This is a genomic window from Posidoniimonas polymericola (genome assembly GCF_007859935.1).
Taxonomy (GTDB): Bacteria; Planctomycetota; Planctomycetia; order Pirellulales; family Lacipirellulaceae; genus Posidoniimonas; species Posidoniimonas polymericola.
On record NZ_SJPO01000015.1, the window covers coordinates 67,835 to 85,254 of the forward strand.

A 17,420-nucleotide genomic window follows, 5' to 3' on the forward strand; every position below is an offset into this window, starting at 1 on the left:
CTCATCGAAATGGGCGATCGCGCACAGGCGGAAACACTTCACACAGCACCCGAAATCGCTGCAGCCGTTCAACCGGCTAGCCCAACGGAGCAACTCATGAGAATTCGTAGACTTGTCGCGTCAACATTCCTTTGCCTAGTCACTTCAACCGCAGGGGCCTTAGAAGTCTTCCCTCTGCTAGGCAGTCCGGAAACTGACCTCGGGACCGGGCTTGGTCAGGTCAACTACTTCGCCGACGCCTCGCCGTTCTTTATCGACGTGACTGCGGCGAACGAGGGCAACAATATCGCCGTCTACACGATGGACGGCGCCAGCGCGAACAACGGCGCCGGCTTCTCCATCGCGGTCTCGAATGGCGAGAACGGCATCGACAGCACCGAGGACGGCGCCAATGCCGACGTGCCCAACCTCCAGCCGGTCAATCCCGCGATTGCGTCGGTAAACGGCGGCGGCAAGCTTCAGAACGGCAACGCGTTCCGTGTTTCGATGTGGATGCGGCAGGATCCGGCAGACCCGGTGTCGGCCGTGCCCCAGATCGAGCCGGTCGTCAAATTCGAGCTGTGGAAAGAGGCCGGCTCCGGCAACGCCGACTTCAGCTCAACCGCTTTCCCGGGCTTCGGTGACCGCATCTGGGATACTGATCAGAACGCGGGTGACGCGACCTTCAACGGGTTTAATCAGAGCCAAGCGTCTTGGGTCGACATGAACAATTCCGGCTCAACCTCATTCTCCAAGCCGGTTGCCCAGTCACTCGTAGCCGACGAGTGGCGGCTGATCGAGGCCACGCTCGTCATCGACGACGACCCGCTTGACGACACCCTGAACTGGTCGATCGGCGGGGACTTCTTCTCGGTCGACGCAATTGAAGAAGTCCGCGCTGTGATGTTCCTAGGCGACTACGCCGGCACCAATCTCACGGGTGCGGGAAGCGTCTGGGTGGACAACGTCCTGCTTGAGATATTTGCGACCGAGGCCGAGCTCAACAGCACCGCCAACCCGAACCCAATGCCGGTGGGCGTCACGGCCCTGTCCGGCGATTTCAATGCCGATGGCCTCGTGAACGCCGCCGACTACACCGTCTGGCGGGACAACTTTGGGGCCGCCGACGAGGGCGCGCTGAACGGCGCTGGCAATGGCGCCGGCGGCGTCGACGACGCAGACTACGACCTCTGGGCCGCGAACTACGGCGAGTCCACGCCGCAGCCCGGAGTGGCCGCGACCGGCGCAGCGCCGGAGCCTTCGGCGATCGTTCTGCTGCTGGGTCTTGCGTCGGCGCCGCTGCTCCGCCGCGGCCGCTAGTTGGCTGGTCACGCAATCATTTCTAAGGAGGCGTTAGAATGCGACCCTCATCGGACCGGGCCCGGCCCGGCTTCACGCTGGTCGAGCTGCTCGTCGTGATCGCCATCATCGGCGTGCTGATGGCGCTGTTGCTGCCCGCGGTGCAGTCCGCCCGCGAGGCGGCGCGGCGGATCAGCTGCACCAACAAGCTAAAGAACCTGGGACTGGCGGCGCACAACCACCATGATTCAGCCGGGCACTTCCCAGTGAGTCAAGGGATGGCCAGGGGCTTCGACGGCGCTGAGGGCGACGGCCCCGCCGCTGGCTGGATCACGCAGCTCCTGCCGCAGCTAGAGCAGCAGGCCCTGCACGATCAATTCAAGGACGGCGGCGCGTTTGAGGGCCTGTTCAATCCAGGCTTAATCGTGCGCGGCGGCGGGCCCGGCCAGAACGGTCTGGCTTCAAAAAACAACGGCATCTCCGTGCCAGAGTTGATGAAGTCGCAGCTCGAAATGCTCGCCTGCCCGTCCGACGGCGAGGCGCAGCAGCTCTCGGACAAGCAGTACGGCTGGGTAAATTGGCCGGTCGCGGTGACGAGCTACAAGGGTGTGCTCGGCGACACCGTCGTCGGTGAGTCGGACGGCACCACGTTCACGAACGCCAATTCTCAGTTCCCCAGCGGCAACTACGACAAGCCCGCGCCAGCAGGCTTCGGCACGACCGCCCGCGACTGCCACCGGGACACCCGCTGCCGCGGCATCTTCTTCCGCCAGTCGTGGCGTAAGCCGGTCAGCATGAGTAAGGTCTCCGACGGCACGAGCAACACGATGCTCTTCGGCGAGGACGTTCCGAAGTACAACTTCCACTCGGCCGCTTTCTATGCGGACGGCGACTGGTGCAGCTGCAATACGCCGATCAACAACCTGATGAACCTGCCGCCCGAGTCGGTCGACTCGGCCTTCTGGTGGGATCAGCGTGGGTTCCGCAGCCTCCACCCGGGCGGCGCCAACTTCTGCGCGGTCGACGGCTCCGTCAAATTCTTGACCGACGGCGTCGACAACACCCTGTACCGAACCAGCTGCACCCGCAACGGCGAGGAGGTCATCAATGAGACGCTCTAGGCTGCCGCGGGCGGTCTCGGCGGCCGTGCTTGCCCTGACGCTCGTCGGGTGCGGCGGTGGGCTGTCTGAGGTGACGGGCGCCGTGAGCCTTGACGGCCAGCCGATCCGTGGCGGCGGCGACACCCGCTGCACCGTGACGTTCTCGCCGGCCAGCGGCAGCGGAGCGACGCCTTCGGGCATCGCCGACGCGAATGGCGAATTCGAGCTCGGCACCGGCGCCGCCAACGGCGTGCAGCCTGGCGAGTACCTGGTGTCGATCTCCGCTTCGCAACTGGTTGGCAAAGAAGACACGGGTATGGCCCGGAGCGGCAGACCCCTCACTCCTCGCGCCTACGCAAACCCTACCACGTCTGGCCTCAAGGTTAGTGTTGAGCCCGGCGCCAACCGATTCGACTTTGCACTATCCTCAGACGGCCCATAGCTTTCCCATGTCAGAGACTGAAAACGAACAACGCAAAGGCCGCTGGAGCGGGAACCCGGTTCTGCTCTGTCTGGCGGCGTGCGTAGCCTGGCAGGGCGCCCCAATGCCGACCACCGCCGCTGACGCCTCGGACCGCAACTGGGAGCTCGTCTGGTCGGATGATTTCGACAAGCTTGACGAGACCAAGTGGACGCTAGTCGACACCAACGTTCCGACCAACAACTCACAGCAGGACTACCTGCCAAGCCAAGCGAGTGTGCAGGACGGACGCCTGGTCCTGCTGTCGGAGAACATTTCCTCGCGTGACCTGCCCTACCGTTCAGGGCAGGTAATCTCCAAGCCCGAGTGGAAGCACGGCCGCTGGGAAGTGCGGGCCAAGCTGCCGGCCACTCGAGGGATGTGGCCCGCTATCTGGCTGCTCCCGGATGTCGAGAAGTACCCGTGGCCGAGCGGCGGGGAGATCGACATCATGGAAAACCGTGGCAACGAGCCGACGCTCACCAGCAGCGCGTTCCACTACGGGTCACAGACGCCCTACAAGCACGACTTCGTGTTCGACGAGCACCAGGCCCGCCGCAACGGCGAGCTGGTCGACTACACCGCCGGCTTCCACATCTACGCCGCCGAGTGGGATGAACGCTCGGTGCGGTACTACGTCGACGGCGTCAACTACTTCACGGTCTACGATCACGATGTCAACGGATTCTTGTCGCAGCGGGTCACGCCGATGCAGCTCGTGCTCAACACGGCGATCGGCGGCGGCTTCTTGCCAGATCCCGACGACTCGACGGTCTGGCCTCAACGCTTCGAGATCGACTGGGTGCGGGTCTACCGCGCCACGGAGCACCAGGCGCGGCCGGCGCTGCAGAACGGCGGCTTCGACGCCGACGGCGGCTCGCTAGCCGGCTGGTCCACTTTTGGCGTCGACCTGCGGGACAACCCAAACGTGGTCGCGGCGCCTGGGCTGGGCGTCGACGGCTCCTCGGCGCTCAAGATGTTCGGCGTCTTTCAGGGGGGGACGACCTACTCCGGGGTCGCCCAGGGAATTGACGTCGCCGTGGGAGCGCCCGTCCGTGCCTCGCTAAAGACCTACATCGACGCGGCCGACAGCATCACGGGCACAGCGAATGTTGTTGAGATGAAGATCGAGTTCTACCGCGTTTTCGGCGGCAAATTTGACTCTTCCGACCTGGTCGGCGTCCAGAAGCTTGTCGTCGCCGACAAGGATGCCGAGAATAACAAGTGGCGGCGGCACGTCCTCGAGGCCATTGCTCCTGCCGAAGCTGTTGAAGCCCGGGTCGCAATTGTGTTCGAGCAGCCCGCGCTGGACGCCGGCGCCGTCATCATTGACGAGGTCGAACTGACCACCGGCCGCGAACCTGGTGAGTAAGTCGCCGGCGCCACTGAGTAGCTACCTCGATAGAGTCCTCCAACCCGCACCAGGCCCGCCTTGAATCCTCGCTTCTGGACTGCCGCGGCAGTCGCCCTCCTGCTTCTGGTGTTTGCCAACGTGGCGCCCGCGGTCGTTGTGCCCGACGTGAGCGGCTGGCGGCTTGTCTGGCACGACGAGTTCGAGGGATCGGCCCTCGACCAGACCAAGTGGGAGGCACTCGACCGCCGCGACAGCCACAACAACGAGAAGCAGTACTACCACCCCGACCAGGTTGTGGTGGCAGACGGCCTGCTGCAGATCACGGCAATCGATCAACCGAGGGCCGGCAAGCAGTACCAGTCGGGACTCCTCGTATCCCGGCAGATCTTTGGACCGGGGCGGTTTGAGGCGCGGGTCGACCTGCCGACTTCTCAGGGCATGTGGCCGGCGTTTTGGCTGAACGCCAATCATGTCGCCTGGCCGCAGGGCGGCGAGATCGACATCCTCGAGAACCGGGGCAGCCAACCCAACCTAACCAGCAGTGCGTACCACTGGCAGACCGACCCAGGGCCCTGCTGTGGGCAACACCAGTACGTCTACGACGAGTACACCGCGGCCGACGCGGGGGCCCCGGTCGACTTCCACACGGGGTTCCACACCTTCGCCGCAGAATGGGACGAGACGCTGCTGCGTTTCTTCGTCGATGGGGATTTGTACTTCACTGTCACCGAAACGCCCAATCGCCCAATCTTCGAAACCGCCAAGAATATTATCGTGAACTTGGCGGTCGGCGGCGACTTCGGCGGCGACCCCAATCAAACGACCATATGGCCGCAGACGATGTACGTCGACTACGTCCGGTACTGGAACCGCATGTACCCGTCAGAGTTAGCCGGCGACTACAACAACGACGGCGCGGTAGATGCTGCCGACTACACGATTTGGCGTAGCACAACCGGCGATCAGGGCATCGGGCTGGCCGCCGATGGCTCTGGCAACGGCGCGGTCGGCACGTCGGACTATCAGGCGTGGCGGCAAAACTATCAGGGGGCCAGCACCGGCGTCGCTGGCGCGAGCGTTCCGGCGCCAACCGGCGCCGCGTTTACACTCGTTTTATCAGTCGCCGGTCTCTGGCGCCGTCGCCGATAGGGCCGAGTGGACCAAAGCCACGCCAGCATCTGGAGCCCGAGATCGGAACACTCGTTCGGAGAAGACACGACCTGCAAAACAGCTGCAGTCGTGAACCAGTAAAAGTGGAGGCGACAGGGATCGAACCTGCGACCTACGGCTTGCAAAGCCGCCGCTCTCCCAGCTGAGCTACGCCCCCGGTGGGGCCCTTGGCGGGCCCGAGTTGCGTAATTCTAGCTTCCAGTGGGGCAGATGCAACCCTGAACCGGGATGCGGTCACCCCGCAGTGGGAGCTAGCGATTCGCGGAGTTTTGCGACGTACCGGTCGAGGAATTGCTGCGACTCCTGGTCGCCGAACTCGTGCGGAGAGCAGCGGACCGACAGCGTCAGCTCCTTGGCGTAGGTCATGGCGGACACGACCAGACTGGTCCGCTCGCGGAGCGGCGGCACGCCACTGAAGCGGGTCACCACCACGTTGCCGGCCGCCAGCCGCCCCTCGTCTCTTGGGAGCCGCGCGTTCATCCGCCGGGCCGGGTCGCCGTTGTTGGTCAGCACAGCGGTCGCGAGGCACCAGCCGCGGTGCAGCAGCCACGGCATCGCCCACGGCGCGATTTCGGCGGCGGTGATCGCGTCGATAAAGGCCTTGCCGCCCTGCGAGTGCTTGATCTGATCGGTCTCGTTGGCGATGCTTCGCAGCAGCGATTCGGAGTCGCCGCACTCCGACGCGGGGCGGGAGATGAAGGTGTAGCCGACCATGTTGGCGGCGGGCATCTCGGTCTCGCTCGACTCGCGGAGGTCGGTCGGCATCATGACCCGCAGCGGCCGCCGTGAGGGTCGCTTGGCGTGCTCCTGATTCCACTCCGCCATCGTCTGGAACAGCCGCTCTAGCAGCAGGTCGTTCAGCATGACGTTAGCACGGTCGGCCGAGCCCCGCAGCTGGGCGGTCTCGTCCTTGGAGAGCGTGGTGATCATCACGCCGGGAAACGAGGCGGCCCCCTTCGTGTCGGCAGGGGCCAGCGGGGCCGACCAGCGCATAAACACCTCGCGGAGCTGCTTCCAGAGCGCCTGGCGGACGCCCTTCTGGTCGCCGGCGGTGTAGGCCCGCGCCATCCGTGCGCGTCGCTCGCGGAGCAGCGCCGGGGCAAGGCCGAGCATCTTGCTCTTCTCGCCCCCCTGCCGCTGGTCGTAGTGCACCAGGATGTCGCCCATGAATCGGAACGCGCCGGTGCCGTCGGTCACGCTGTGGTGCCACTGGAACACGACGACTCCCCGCGAGTCGTCCTGACGCACCCATACCCGCAGGCCGACCTCGTTGCGGATGTCGATCGGCTCGCCGCCGGGCGGAACGATCGGGTCGTCGATGCCGCCCCAGTCGATGGTCGGCAGATCGCCGCCGCCGTCGACCCAGCTGAGCAGGCCCCGTTTGCCCGGCCCAATCTTGGCCGCTACGTAGGGGTGACGCTCAACCGCGCCTGCGAGAGCGAACTCAAAGTCTTCACGGTCGAAAGACCCCTCGAAATCGAACTGGATGACATAGGTCATCGGGTACTTGGGGACATCGTCGTCGAGCAGAAATTTGTCGATCGGAGCCAAGTGCGCGGGGAAGTATCGCTGCTTCTTGGTCGACTGAGTCGGCGATTGTTGATCTGAGATCGATGACATAGAGCTAGCAGTTGTGGCCAGCGGCAAGCCGTGGCCGCGGCGAGGCGGTGTTCTGGGTTCGGCAGTCTTGCGAACGCACGCGATGGGTCAACGCTTCGGGTTGGTCGGTTCGACGGGGCTCTTACCCCCAACAGTATCGGTTACGCCGGCGGCGAGCCACCAGCTCGGCTCATCCATCAAGCTGGTTGCTAACCGTCCGCTGGGCGCCTGTCGGGCGTCGCAAGTGTTATGAACCAAAGGGCTTACGGGATTGGGAGTGGCCGGGCTCGTAAACTTCCCGGGGCCCCGGCCCTGGCGTTTTGTAAGTGGCGGGCGCGTTTCGTGGTCCTTCGCAACGCTTCCGCCCGCAATTTTTGAGTGAAATCCGCGGGGGGATCGACTCTACTGTACTCGCGGCCGCCAGCCGAGCAACGGAGCGCCTCGCTGGCCAGTGGGCAGGAGACAGCCTTGACTGACAGCCAACTGATTATTGCCGCCAGGCGGGGCGACAGCCAAGCCTGGCGAGAGCTCTACACACGGTGGATGCCGTGGGTGTGGCGGTGCGCGTACGCGCTGGTTCAGGACGCCCATGCCGCCGAGGACGTTACCAGCGAGGCGATGACCGCCTGGGTCAGGAACTTCCACACGACCGGGACCGACGCCCCCCAGGCGGCCGCCTGGCTGCGGAGCGTCGTCCGCCACAAGTGCGCCGACCACCACCGCCGCGGCGCCCGCTTCCGCAAGGCGGCCGAAGGGGTGGCGCAAACATTGGAGTGGGACGCCGTCGAGCGGCCCAGCGACAACCTCTCGCATTGCGAACGCCGCGATCAGGTCGAGCAGGCGATGGCGACACTGAAGCAACGCCACCGGCTGGTGCTGGAGTGGAAGTACGCCGAGGGGATGAGCGTGCGGCAGATCGCCGAGCGACTGGGAGCCACCGAGAAGTCGGTAGAAGCTTCGCTGTACCGGGCGCGACGGGAGTTCCGGCAGGCGTATCTCGAGCTAGAACCTAGCGAACCAGACGGGCTCGAGCCGCTCGCGTCGGCTTGGCCGCTGAAAAACGAAAATGACGCCCTATCCTCCCCAGACGCGAAGGGGGGCCGAGAGTGAACCAATTGCCAGACCCCGCTGACAACACGCCACGCCAGGATGGGGATCCGATCGCCAACCTGATTGGCGGCGCGATGGCCGCACCCGGGATGCCTGCCGATCTGCAGGCGAGGCTCAGCCTGCGCATGGAGCAGGAGTTTGCTGACGCCAACGACCCCATCCGGGCCGCGCAGCAAGGTTCGCTGTCGGCCTTGCTCGAGAAAAAGTATGAACTGGTCGGCAGCGATACGCCGCCAGCGGTCGAGCGTGGCGAGATCTCCCGATTGCGGGCCGAGTTGCACGACCTGGCGGCCCCGCCCGAGCGGCGGATGGGAATCCACCGCCGACTGGCTTTGGTTGGGGCGGCGGCCGCGGTGCTGTTGGTCTGCCTGTGGAATCAGCCCGGTTTCCGCTGGACGGAGGTTGTCGACGCGGTCCGGCATGAGCCTTCGGTTCGACTGGTCGGACAGCACTCGCCCGCCGAGCCGTTGACGATCGCGACTCGGCGAGATCAAACAGGGAGAAACCGGCCGACAACGGCCTCGTACCTCAACATTTCCGGCACGGTGATGCGTCAGCTTGGGGGGGAAGAGGGCTCGAAACTGCTGCCAACCGCGCGGCGTGCCGAGTTGGTTGGGGCCGAAATAGCGGCCGCGTTGTTCGACCTTGCCGGGCTCCCGGATAACGGCGCCACGATTGAGGTCGGCCAGTCGTGGCCCCGTTCCGTTGCTGATGGGATCGAGGTCGACCTCCAGCTGACGCAGGGAGTGACGAGGCTCCCCGCAACGATCCTCATCGACGCGTCCACCAAGCTGCCACAGCGGGTTGTGCTGCGGCCGGCAACCGCGGCGGAGCAGATTGTGCTGTTCTGCTACTCGCCAGGTTCGTCGGACGAGTAGGCGGCGATTTTCGCCCGCGGGGACTCGCCAGCGGCGTGGGCGGTTAGCTTGACGCACGCCGCAAACCCTCTAGTCTTAGCGGGATACGACTCCGTCTCCGCAAACCGCACTCTCTGTCCTATGACTGCCCACCTGACGTGGTTCGGCCACAGCACTTGGCTGCTCGAGCTCGATTCTCACAAGATCCTGATCGACCCGTTCCTGAACGACAACCCAAAGGCGCCGATCGAGGCCGACCAGGCCGAGGCCGACTTCATCGTGGTGTCGCACGGGCACTTTGACCACGTGCAAGACGCGGTGTCGATCGCCCAGCGGACCGACGCGGTTGTGATGGCAAACTTTGAGGTCGGCAATTGGCTCAAGGCCCAGGGCGTCGCCGAAGACAAGGTGATCGGCATGAACCCCGGCGGCGGCGTTAGCCAGCCGTTCGGGCACCTGAAGCTCACCATTGCGCACCACTCTAGCAGCATGCCCGACGGAAGCTACGGCGGGGTGGCGTGTGGTTTGCTGTTCGAGTCGGGCGGAAAGCGGCTGTACTTTGCCTGCGACACCGCGCTATTCGTAGACATGAAACTGATCGCGGCGGGGGGCCTCGACCTGGCCGTGCTGCCGATCGGCGATCTATTCACGATGGGCCCCGCCGACGCGGTCGAGGCGACCCGGATGCTGGCCCCGAAGCGGGTGGCGCCGTGCCACTACGACACCTGGCCTCCGATTGCCCAGGACGCAGCGGCGTGGGCGGACCAGGTCCGCCGCAACACCGGTTCCGAGCCGCTTGTGCCCGTGGTTGGCGAACGCTTCGCCGTCTGATTGCCCCCTCTGTCCACCCTCTGCGGCGTCGAAACCCGTCGCCTGCTTGGAGTCCGAGATGCTGCACCGTCAACTGCCGTTGCTGATTGTAATTATCGCCGTAGGTCACGCCGCCGCCGATGAGCCGCTGCAGTGGAAGCTCAATCCTGGCCAATCGTTGCCGCTCGCAATCGAGCAGACCTACGAGAGCACGCTGCACACCGGGTCGGGCGATGTTAGTTCGAGCTCGACGCAGCAGGTGGACCTCTCTTGGAAGGCAAACGATGGCGCCGAGCAAGTCGGAGCCGTCCGGATCGAGCAGGAAATCTCCCGAATCCGCTTTGGCTTCAACGCACCCGGCGGGCAGGGCTACGAGTTCGACACCGATTCCAGCGAGCCGCCGCAGGGGCTGGCGGCAATGATCGCTTCCCTCTACCGCGCTATGGTTGAGAACAATGCGGCCTTCCTGCTGTCGGCCCGCGGCGACGTTTCCGGCTTCGAGCCGCCCGAAGCGGTGCTCGAGTCGCTCAAGAACCTGCCGGGGGCCGCGGCGGCAGGGGAGGGTGCGGATATCTACGTGCAGCTGCTCCGCCCGGCGGTGTGTCAGTTCCCCGCCGGCGAAGTCGAGCCGGGGCAGCAGTGGACCGCCACGGTCGGCATGCCGGTGGCGACTCCCGGGCTTGGAGCCGCGACGCTCACCTATTCATACCGCGGCGAACGCGAGGTCGGCGGCCGGACCTACGCGGCGATCGACGTCGAGCTCACCGGATTCAAGCCGCCCGAGAAGAGCGACCAGTCAATCGACATCCAGGTGATCGAGTCGGGCGGCGAGGTGCTGTTCGACCGAGAGGCCGGCGTTGTCTACTCTGCCCGGCTGAAGTCGCGGTTCGCGCTAGCAATCAAGGTTGGCGATGAGCCGACCACCGGCGAGGCGACCCAATCGGTTGTCGTCGAGGCCGGGCCGGTCGAAGATTAGCACGGGTGTTTACGCCTCGTCTTTGGCGCGCTCACGAACCTGGACGTCGTCGCCCACGACACGGACCTCGAACGTGTCGACCCCCAGCCGTGGGTTGTCACACCACTTGCCGTCGGTGACGCAGAACCGCCAGGCGTGCCACGGGCACGACACCGCGCCGTCATCGTCAAGGTAGCCGGCCCCGAGTGACGCGCCCTGGTGGGGGCAGTGGTCGTCGATGGCGAAGAACTCGCCCCCTTTGTTGAACACCGCGACGCGACGGTCGCCGACCTGGTAGGTTCCCCCTTGGCCGGGGGCGATGTCGGACGTCTTGGCTACCGTGTGGTACATATCGCTTGGTCGTTGATCCAGGTGGAATGAATACAGGCGTCAGCCTGGGACCTGCGCGGCGTCCTCGACCCGCTGCCCGAACACCAGCAAAATAACTACCAGCCCGGCTACCTGAGCCGGCAGCACCAGCCAGACGCCGGCTCCGTAGCCGACCGCCGCAACCCCGACCGCGCTGACCAGTCCGGCAGATATGGCGTAGGGCATCTGCGTCACGACGTGCGCCATGTGGTCGCAGCCGCTCGCCTGAGACGACAGAATTGTGGTGTCCGAGATCGGCGAGCAGTGGTCACCAAAAATGGCGCCCGCCAGCACGCTGCCGATCGAGGCGAGCAGCAGCGGGTGGTGCGGGTCGAAGACCCCGTCTACGGCGATGGTCGCCACCGAGACCGGAACCACGAATGGCAGCAGGATTCCCATCGTGCCGAAGCTGGTGCCCGTGGCGAACGCCACCAGGCAGGCGAGCAGGAACACCACACTCGGCAGCAGCGCGGTCGTGCTGCCGGCGCCGGTTTCGTCCCCCTGCGGCAGCAGCTCCTTGAGGTAGTCGCCGGTGTACAGTCGGTAGTCCTGAAACTCGTAGGCCACGGTTTGGGTCTGCCCTTCGGCGCCCCGGTTGCCGGTCATCCGCGACATCGTGCCCGCGAACCACAGGATCGCCAACGCCGGCAGGACCATGCGGACGCCGTTGAAGGCGGCGGCCTGAATCTGCGGCGTGGTCAGCACTCCCCGTACCAGCAACAACGCCGCGGCCGCAAACAGCCCGACCAACGCCCCGTACATCAGGGCGACCGACGCGTCGGCGGCGCCAACAATCTCGATCAACGACGGCCCGGCCGCGGCCTGAGGGGCCGGCTCGTCAACGAGCTCCGCGGCCTGCTCGGCCGACTGATCGCCGGGCGACAAGGCCGCTCTGCCGCCGACCAAGATCAGCGCGATCACTACCGCCAGGGTCACCAGGATTGGACCCAACGCGTTCGACCAGTGCGTCGCCGGCTGGTCGATGGGCGGCGCGTCGTCAACCGGAGTGCCCTTGGTTGGGTCGCCGAGCCGCGCGTGGCGTTCGGCCTTGACCATCGGGCCGATGTCGCGTCGCAGCAGCGCCACGAGCAGCACCAACGCCAACGCCAAGATGACGTAGAACCGGTAGGGCAGGCAGGCAATAAACAGGTCCATCGCGGCGGGGCGGGCGGCGATGGACGGGTCGATATTGTTGATGCCGTCCTGGATACACTCGAGCTCAAACAGCACCCACACTGAGAACGGCGCCAGGCAGGCGACCGGCGCCGCGGTCGAGTCGACAATGTAGGCGAGCTTCTCCCGCGACAGCTTAAGCCGGTCGAACGTGGCCCGCATCGTGTTGCCCAGCAGCAGTGTGTTTGTGTAGTCGTCAAAGAACACCACCAGTCCCAGGAACCAGGTCACCACCTCGCACCGGCGGGTAGAATTGATCAGCGGCGTCAGCAGCTCGACGAGTCCACGCATACCTCCGCCGGCGTTGAGCACGCCGATCATCGCGCCCATCAGCAGCGTGAAGCAGAGCACGCGCAGCTTGCCGGGGTCGATCAGGGTGGACCACAGGTGGGTCTCAAAGAAGTGGTAAACGGCCGGCAGCGGGGCGCCGCCTGACGTGATCAACGCCCCCGCGGCGATCCCAAGCAGCAGCGACACCAGCACCCGCCGGGTCAGCAACGCGACGGCGACCGTCGCTAGCGGGGGAACGATACTCAGCCAGCCATAGGGGTGATCTTGCATATGCGGCGTGCGTGTGGGGCAGCGGTTTGCGTTTGAGTGAGGCCTGTTGCCAACCGGGTTAGTTTGTGAGCGTCAGCAATTCGCCACGTCCGCCACGCAGCAGGTCGCCGTTGTGCAGCGTGACGGTCGCCGGCACCGCGTCGGCCGCCTCGCCGCCGGCCCGACGCCGGACCTCCCGGCGCAGCAGTGTGAGCGTCGGCGGGCTGATCGTGCAGGCGGGGCTGAAGGTCGCTGGCGGGGCGCCTCCGCCGAACAGGCCGAGGGTCCCCCGCAGCATCTCCAGCCCCGGGTTGGCGCCGCATCGGCCCAGCACCAGCAGCGACCCGGCCCGCATCCGGAAGCCGGGCAAGTCGCCGCAGCCGCCGACAGCGATCAGCACTCCCCGCCGCATCTGCCGGCCGGCGTAGTTGCCAACCGGCCCGTCGACCACAATCGCCCCGCCCCGCATTCCGAATTTGGAGCCAGTATACCCGCCCCCGACGCAATTGCCCGCGGAGCCGCGCACGTGTATCTCGCCGCCGCGCATCTCGGCGCCGAGCCAATCCCCCGCGTCGCCGTGAACGACAATCTCGCCACCCCGCAGGGCCGCGCCGCAGTGCCGGCCGACGTCGCCGTCGATGACGATCCGCCCGGCCCGCAACCCGGCGCCGAGGTGACGCACGCGCGAGAGGTCGCCCTCGAACCGCCACTCAAGGTCGCGGGGATTGCCACGGATCGTGAACAGCTCGCCAGCCGGCGTCGGGACGCCGCCCGCCAGCACGGTTCGCTCCGCCAGCGGCGTGGCGTCTTCCCGGCCGGGCAGCAACCCCTCGGCGTCCACGGGCACGGTCGGCGGGGACTTGAGCGTCAGCGAGAGCATGCCGGTGCGATGGTTCGGTGGCTGGACGTGGTGGGCGGGAGGCGGCGGTCGCGTTGCCTCGCGCAGGGCATCTTCGTAGGATGAATGGTCATGAGCGCAGCCAAGCCTGATGAAGTCAACCCGTTCGCTCCCCCGACCGCGGTCGAATCGCGACCGGCCAAGCAACGCCGGTCCGATCTGGAACTGCGGAACGAGTACCTCGGCGGCATCCTGCTTGCTTCGGGGTGTGGGATCTTGGCCGCGGTCTTTTTCCTCGTGTCGACCCGCTACCCGACGTCGGATTTCGGCGAAATGACCAGCCTGATGTCCCGCTGGGCCTCGCTGTGCTTGGCGATGGTGTCGCTGATGTTCGTTCTGATCACGCTGCGGGCCGCGGGGACGCGGGTCTGGCGGCACCTGCGGATCCTGCTGGGCCGCCGATGAGCACCCCGTTCGCGAGGCGCGGGGCGGTAGTCCTCTGCGGGGGCGAGAGCCGCCGCATGGGCCGCGACAAGGCGTCGCTGCCGTTTGGCGATGAGACCCTCCTCAGCCGCACCCTCCGCCGCGCGGCCGACTGGGCGCCGGCGGACAACCTGGTGTGCGTCGCAGCCGCCAACCAAACTCTCCCTAAACTGCCGGCCGGGGTGCGGGTCGTGCGTGACCGCAAGCCGGGCAAGGGTCCACTGCCGGCGCTGGGCTGGGGGCTTGAGACGCTCTCCGATCGCTGCGACGCGGTGCTCGCCGTCGGCTGCGACTACCCATTGCTATCCACCGCGTTCGTCGAGCTGCTCTACTCACACCTCGACGACAAACCCTGGGCGTCGGTGCAGATCGGTGACCAGCTACAGCCGCTGCCTGCCGTCCTGCGAGTCAGCCTTGCGGCCGCTATCGCCACGCAGCTAGCCGATGGCAAATCGAGCCTCCGCGGCCTGCTGTCCGCGAACCCTGGGAACGTCCTCCCCGAGCACCTCGCCCGACAAGCCGACCCATACCTGTTCAGCCTGACCAACTGCAACGACGACCGGGCGTACCGCCGGGCGCTCGAACTGGCGGGCTTCGGGGTCGACTAGGTCGACTCTTGGCCCACCTCGCCGCCGGCGGTCGCCTCGCCCTCGGCCACTTCCTTCTCGGTCGGGCCGTTGACGATCGCCTCACGCGGCACGCGGTCTTCGAGCTCGAGCATGATGGCGTCGGTCGGATCGCGCATAAACTTGTAGTCGTCGATGACGAAGGTCCGCTTGCGGCCGTCCTTCGCGTACTTGACCTTGGCGATGCCCTTGTTACGCCACTTCTTTTTGTCGACCTGCTCGACGTCGCTCCAGTTGAACGATTGGCCCCAGCTCGAGGTCACGCCCTCGGCCGTGCCCTCGATCCAGCTGCCCCGCGCCCGCACCACGCCGGACAGGAACCACAGGCCGACCAGCGCGATCGGCACAGCCATGTAGTACTGCATCTGCATCTGGGCGTCGGTGTGGTGGTAGTCGTGCTCGTTGGGCTTCTCGGCGCTCCAGCCGTTCTCGGCGGCGACCGTCGGCCATTCTTCAGGGCGGTCCTTCTCGGGGATCGCCTCGTAGGCCTCCCAGATGGCGTTCTTCTGCGGCCAGCCGATGGCGCCGTCATAGACGCACCAACCGGCAAAGCCTAACGCGCCCAGGCCCATCAGGATGAACCGGCGGTAGAAACGAGAGTCGCTTTGGGCGCGGATAGGGAAGCTTTGATTCGCCATGGAAGTAGAAAAAGCCTGCTGAGTGACGTTCGCCCGCTCCGTGGTCGGAGTCGGGCCCAGAACCAATAGTCTAAACCGACCGGCTCGCGCGCCCCAGGGAGGGCCGCTCTCTCCGTTTTACTCATGGCCAGCGGGTTTCGCCCCTGATCTTCCCCCTATTTTATCGCCTCCACGGCGCCGCCGCTGCCGGTTCGTCCGCCCGTACCGGCTGGACGCCCTCGGCGCCGGCAAACTCCCCGCTACCCAAACATGCCGAAAACGCCGAACGACTCGCACAGCACGCGTCGGCGGAGCGTCGATACCCGTTTCAGGAAGAATCCACGCGCCAAACGCCACGGACGGTATGAACCTACGCAGGGACTCGCTCCCGACCTTGCTGATTGCTGCGACTTTGCTCGCCGGGTGCCGCTGCCCGTCGAGCAGCCGGACGCCGTGCGCGAACGTGGCGCCGTGCGTCTACGAGCAGACCGCCCCGCTTCACCACGCCCCCGACCTGACCGAGCTCGCCAGCATCGACCGGGACGCGCTGTTCCTGTTCCCCTGCCAGCTCCCCTCGCCGAGCGACGAGTACCGGCTGATCGACGCCCCCACCGCCGGCTGCAACGCGGCCCGCAACGCCCGGGTCGCCTACATGCTCGACCTCGAGCAGCACTGGGCCAGCATCCTCATCGACTGCGACACCGACGCCGTGCAGAAGGCGCTCTGCCTGACGCGCGACCTGCTGAAGCTCCGCGAGGCAGACGTCCGCAACGCGGCCGCCGGCTCGGCGCTGACCACGTTCTACATGCTCGCCGGAGCCGAGACCCAGCTCACGTACGTCCGCCGCGGCGTCGAAGAAGCCCGCGCCACCCTCCGCCGCATCGACGCCCTCCGACAAAAGGGCCTCGAAGTCCCCGCCGAGGTCAACCGGGCCGAGGTCGCCCAGATGCTTGCCGGGCTGGAGGACCAAGAGCTCCAACTGAGCCTCGCCCGGATCCAGCTCAACGGCCAGCTCATGCGGCTGCTCGGCTGCCCGCTCAACGAGAACGGCATGTTCCAGCCGAGCGTCGACTGGAGCTGCCAGCTGAGCAACCCCGACTTCGAAGCCCTCGCCGCCGACGGCCTGGCCCACCGCAGCGACGTCCGCAGCGTCCGTCTCGCGGCCTGCCGGCTCGAGAAGGCGACCCTGCCGGTCGCCCGCGCCGTGCTGGCCGTCGCCGACCCGGCCCTCGGCTCGGTCGAGCCGCAGAGCGGGCTGTGCCACCTGATCCGCTGCTCGTGCTGCTACGACCAAGAGGAACCAATCCGCCGCCGCCAGCTCCGCACGCTGCTGGCCGAGTCCCGCGAGGCCGCGATCGCCAAGATCAAGGGCGCCGCGTTCCAGGTCGCGATCCAGCAGCAGCGGGTTGCCGTCGCCCGCCAGGCAGTGCTCGACCGCCGCGGCGACCTGCGGTCGCTCGAAAAACTCCGCGACGTGAACGACACCTCGATCTTCGAGATCAGCACCGCCAGGGGCCGCGTCTTCACCGCCGAGGCGACCCTCGTCGAGCAGGTGGTCGAGCTGAAGGTCGCCGAGGTCGCGCTCCGCCAGGAGCAGGGCCTGCTGGCCGACGAGTGCGGCCTGGGCGCCCACCTCTGCTGCGAGCCCCAGTCGAACTACGAGGTCCGCCCGGTCGAGCTCCCATGCCCCACGGGTGACTCCTGCCCCTGCGAGGCCGAGCTCGAGATCCCGATCTCGCTGTAGCGAACCCGCCGGTAGGGTTTTGTCCGACTGGTTTTGTCCGAATATTCGATCGGAGGGGACAAAACCCCAGACGCGGCACGGGCCCTCTCGTCTTAAAGGCTTAGCTGGCAATGCCTTGCGCTATTCTTCTTCTGGTTGGGGACAGGGTTTTGTCCAGTTCTGCCTCCTAAATCGCCAAGTTGCTAGGCTCTGCATGCGGGTGCCACTGGCTCCGCCAGTGAGCGCAAGAACAGCATTCGTGCCAATGCACTGGCAGAGCCCAGTAGCGTCCGGGATAAGTGTACTTAGAAGGTCGTGCAGTCGGAATGTGCGTGAGAGTCCCCTTGTGAGGGTCTCG

At 66.2% G+C, this 17,420-nt stretch carries 17 protein-coding genes and 1 tRNA gene; 12 read left to right on the forward strand and 6 right to left on the reverse strand.

Annotated elements, in window-relative coordinates:
* The first annotated feature begins 96 nt into the window (after nucleotides 1–96).
* The 5 genes from Pla123a_RS22960 (at nucleotide 97) to Pla123a_RS22975 (ending at nucleotide 5,341) form a co-directional block, all read left to right on the forward strand.
* Entirely contained in the window at nucleotides 97–1,299 is a 1,203-nt protein-coding gene (locus Pla123a_RS22960; protein ID WP_146591425.1) for a hypothetical protein, read from the forward strand.
* A 38-nt stretch (nucleotides 1,300–1,337) separates the two neighbouring features.
* Nucleotides 1,338–2,399 (forward strand): DUF1559 domain-containing protein, encoded by a 1,062-nt coding sequence (locus Pla123a_RS22965; RefSeq protein ID WP_146591427.1) that lies wholly within the window; start codon nucleotides 1,338–1,340, stop codon nucleotides 2,397–2,399.
* Nucleotides 2,386–2,820 (forward strand): hypothetical protein, encoded by a 435-nt coding sequence (locus Pla123a_RS24860; RefSeq protein ID WP_197528224.1) that lies wholly within the window; start codon nucleotides 2,386–2,388, stop codon nucleotides 2,818–2,820. The genes Pla123a_RS22965 and Pla123a_RS24860 overlap by 14 nt, the downstream gene beginning before the upstream one ends.
* Nucleotides 2,821–2,923: 103 nt before the next feature.
* Entirely contained in the window at nucleotides 2,924–4,210 is a 1,287-nt protein-coding gene (locus Pla123a_RS22970) for a glycoside hydrolase family 16 protein (RefSeq protein WP_197528225.1), read from the forward strand.
* A 60-nt stretch (nucleotides 4,211–4,270) separates the two neighbouring features.
* Nucleotides 4,271–5,341: a family 16 glycosylhydrolase gene (locus tag Pla123a_RS22975; protein WP_146591431.1), complete on the forward strand. Its 1,071-nt coding sequence runs from the start codon at nucleotides 4,271–4,273 to the stop codon at nucleotides 5,339–5,341.
* Nucleotides 5,342–5,446: 105 nt separating this feature from the next.
* On the opposite strand, the gene Pla123a_RS22980 is transcribed toward Pla123a_RS22975, so the two are convergent.
* Nucleotides 5,447–5,519, reverse strand: a tRNA-Ala gene (locus tag Pla123a_RS22980).
* A gap of 77 nt (nucleotides 5,520–5,596) precedes the next feature.
* Nucleotides 5,597–6,982 carry a hypothetical protein gene (locus tag Pla123a_RS22985; RefSeq protein WP_146591433.1) on the reverse strand — a complete coding sequence of 462 codons (1,386 nt, stop codon included), beginning with the start codon at nucleotides 6,980–6,982 and terminating at the stop codon, nucleotides 5,597–5,599.
* A 447-nt stretch (nucleotides 6,983–7,429) separates the two neighbouring features.
* Here Pla123a_RS22985 and Pla123a_RS22990 point away from each other — a divergent pair, with 447 nt between their 5' ends.
* The 4 genes from Pla123a_RS22990 to Pla123a_RS23005 all read left to right on the forward strand — a co-directional run bounded on the left by Pla123a_RS22990 (nucleotide 7,430) and on the right by Pla123a_RS23005 (nucleotide 10,714).
* Complete coding sequence (locus tag Pla123a_RS22990; RefSeq protein ID WP_197528226.1) at nucleotides 7,430–8,071, forward strand: RNA polymerase sigma factor; 642 nt, start codon at nucleotides 7,430–7,432, stop codon at nucleotides 8,069–8,071.
* 5 nt (nucleotides 8,072–8,076) lie between these two features.
* Nucleotides 8,077–8,949 (forward strand): hypothetical protein, encoded by an 873-nt coding sequence (locus Pla123a_RS22995; protein WP_146591437.1) that lies wholly within the window; start codon nucleotides 8,077–8,079, stop codon nucleotides 8,947–8,949.
* Nucleotides 8,950–9,069: 120 nt separating this feature from the next.
* Nucleotides 9,070–9,759, forward strand: coding sequence for a metal-dependent hydrolase (locus Pla123a_RS23000; protein WP_146591439.1), 690 nt, complete (start codon nucleotides 9,070–9,072; stop codon nucleotides 9,757–9,759).
* A gap of 58 nt (nucleotides 9,760–9,817) precedes the next feature.
* Complete coding sequence (locus tag Pla123a_RS23005) at nucleotides 9,818–10,714, forward strand: hypothetical protein (protein ID WP_146591441.1); 897 nt, start codon at nucleotides 9,818–9,820, stop codon at nucleotides 10,712–10,714.
* A gap of 9 nt (nucleotides 10,715–10,723) precedes the next feature.
* Here Pla123a_RS23005 and Pla123a_RS23010 read toward each other — a convergent pair whose 3' ends face one another.
* From Pla123a_RS23010 to Pla123a_RS23020, 3 genes are read right to left on the reverse strand one after another with little or no spacing between them, the layout of a single operon-like run.
* The gene (locus tag Pla123a_RS23010; RefSeq protein WP_146591443.1) at nucleotides 10,724–11,044 is read right to left on the reverse strand and encodes a Rieske (2Fe-2S) protein; all 321 of its coding nucleotides are present in this window, start codon (nucleotides 11,042–11,044) and stop codon (nucleotides 10,724–10,726) included.
* Nucleotides 11,045–11,083: 39 nt separating this feature from the next.
* Entirely contained in the window at nucleotides 11,084–12,796 is a 1,713-nt protein-coding gene (locus Pla123a_RS23015) for a Na+/H+ antiporter NhaC family protein (protein ID WP_146591445.1), read from the reverse strand.
* A gap of 58 nt (nucleotides 12,797–12,854) precedes the next feature.
* Complete coding sequence (locus tag Pla123a_RS23020; protein WP_146591446.1) at nucleotides 12,855–13,655, reverse strand: formylmethanofuran dehydrogenase subunit C; 801 nt, start codon at nucleotides 13,653–13,655, stop codon at nucleotides 12,855–12,857.
* Between the two features lie 90 nt (nucleotides 13,656–13,745).
* On the opposite strand from Pla123a_RS23020, the gene Pla123a_RS23025 reads away from it, so the two are divergent.
* The gene (locus tag Pla123a_RS23025) at nucleotides 13,746–14,078 is read left to right on the forward strand and encodes a hypothetical protein (protein WP_146591449.1); all 333 of its coding nucleotides are present in this window, start codon (nucleotides 13,746–13,748) and stop codon (nucleotides 14,076–14,078) included.
* Nucleotides 14,075–14,704 carry a molybdenum cofactor guanylyltransferase gene (mobA, locus tag Pla123a_RS23030; protein ID WP_146591452.1) on the forward strand — a complete coding sequence of 210 codons (630 nt, stop codon included), beginning with the start codon at nucleotides 14,075–14,077 and terminating at the stop codon, nucleotides 14,702–14,704. Before Pla123a_RS23025 ends, mobA begins: the two co-directional genes overlap by 4 nt.
* Here the strand turns inward: mobA and Pla123a_RS23035 are convergent.
* Nucleotides 14,701–15,360: a hypothetical protein gene (locus Pla123a_RS23035; RefSeq protein WP_146591454.1), complete on the reverse strand. Its 660-nt coding sequence runs from the start codon at nucleotides 15,358–15,360 to the stop codon at nucleotides 14,701–14,703. The two genes, mobA and Pla123a_RS23035, sit on opposite strands and share 4 nt — an antisense overlap.
* Before the next feature lie 343 nt (nucleotides 15,361–15,703).
* Here Pla123a_RS23035 and Pla123a_RS23040 point away from each other — a divergent pair, with 343 nt between their 5' ends.
* A complete protein-coding gene (locus Pla123a_RS23040; protein WP_146591456.1) occupies nucleotides 15,704–17,083 on the forward strand; it encodes a hypothetical protein in 1,380 nt (459 codons plus the stop codon).
* The last annotated feature ends 337 nt before the right edge of the window (nucleotides 17,084–17,420 follow it).

Coding starts and splice junctions, on each gene's coding strand:
- Pla123a_RS23035 (WP_146591454.1), bottom strand. CDS start 15,360: ATGGCGAATCAAAGCTTCCCTATCCGCGCCCAAAGCGACTCTCGTTTC.
- Pla123a_RS23020 (WP_146591446.1), bottom strand. CDS start 13,655: ATGCTCTCGCTGACGCTCAAGTCCCCGCCGACCGTGCCCGTGGACGCC.
- Pla123a_RS23000 (WP_146591439.1), top strand. CDS start 9,070: ATGACTGCCCACCTGACGTGGTTCGGCCACAGCACTTGGCTGCTCGAG.
- mobA (WP_146591452.1), top strand. CDS start 14,075: ATGAGCACCCCGTTCGCGAGGCGCGGGGCGGTAGTCCTCTGCGGGGGC.
- Pla123a_RS23025 (WP_146591449.1), top strand. CDS start 13,746: ATGAGCGCAGCCAAGCCTGATGAAGTCAACCCGTTCGCTCCCCCGACC.
- Pla123a_RS23040 (WP_146591456.1), top strand. CDS start 15,704: ATGAACCTACGCAGGGACTCGCTCCCGACCTTGCTGATTGCTGCGACT.
- Pla123a_RS22985 (WP_146591433.1), bottom strand. CDS start 6,982: ATGTCATCGATCTCAGATCAACAATCGCCGACTCAGTCGACCAAGAAG.
- Pla123a_RS23015 (WP_146591445.1), bottom strand. CDS start 12,796: ATGCAAGATCACCCCTATGGCTGGCTGAGTATCGTTCCCCCGCTAGCG.
- Pla123a_RS22970 (WP_197528225.1), top strand. CDS start 2,924: ATGCCGACCACCGCCGCTGACGCCTCGGACCGCAACTGGGAGCTCGTC.
- Pla123a_RS24860 (WP_197528224.1), top strand. CDS start 2,386: ATGAGACGCTCTAGGCTGCCGCGGGCGGTCTCGGCGGCCGTGCTTGCC.
- Pla123a_RS23005 (WP_146591441.1), top strand. CDS start 9,818: ATGCTGCACCGTCAACTGCCGTTGCTGATTGTAATTATCGCCGTAGGT.
- Pla123a_RS22965 (WP_146591427.1), top strand. CDS start 1,338: ATGCGACCCTCATCGGACCGGGCCCGGCCCGGCTTCACGCTGGTCGAG.
- Pla123a_RS23010 (WP_146591443.1), bottom strand. CDS start 11,044: ATGTACCACACGGTAGCCAAGACGTCCGACATCGCCCCCGGCCAAGGG.
- Pla123a_RS22960 (WP_146591425.1), top strand. CDS start 97: ATGAGAATTCGTAGACTTGTCGCGTCAACATTCCTTTGCCTAGTCACT.